This window comes from Streptococcus oralis (assembly GCF_001588645.1).
Taxonomy (GTDB): domain Bacteria; phylum Bacillota; class Bacilli; order Lactobacillales; family Streptococcaceae; genus Streptococcus; species Streptococcus oralis_AB.
Genome location: NZ_LAYF01000040.1, coordinates 1 through 299 on the forward strand (window position 1 = coordinate 1; position 299 = coordinate 299).

Sequence of the window (299 nt, forward strand, 5' to 3'; positions counted from 1 at the left end):
CTCAAGTCTGTTCAACGCTTTGCGATAGCCTACAAACAGGCGACCCAGCAGATGGAGAGTCGCGTTGAGCGCGTGAAGGCTGCCCAGGAGCGAGACAAGGTCCGTTTTGAGGCCTTGGCTGCGGAGGATCGTGCCAAGAATGGTTGGAAAGACTTGGCGATTGGTGTGGTGACCGTTGCGTTTGGTATTCTCGCAATTATAGGAACCTTGGGAACTGCGACTCCTTTAGTTGTTGCAGGCGGTATCGTGGGTTTTGGGACAACAGCCTATGGGTTGTCTAATATGTACGAGGCTGGTCA

General features: G+C 53.2%; 1 pseudogene. It reads left to right on the forward strand.

What is annotated here, in order from left to right:
- Window positions 1-51: 51 nt before the first annotated feature.
- Window positions 52-299 (forward strand): annotated as a pseudogene (locus A0739_RS10515) (T7SS effector LXG polymorphic toxin); the annotation flags it as partial.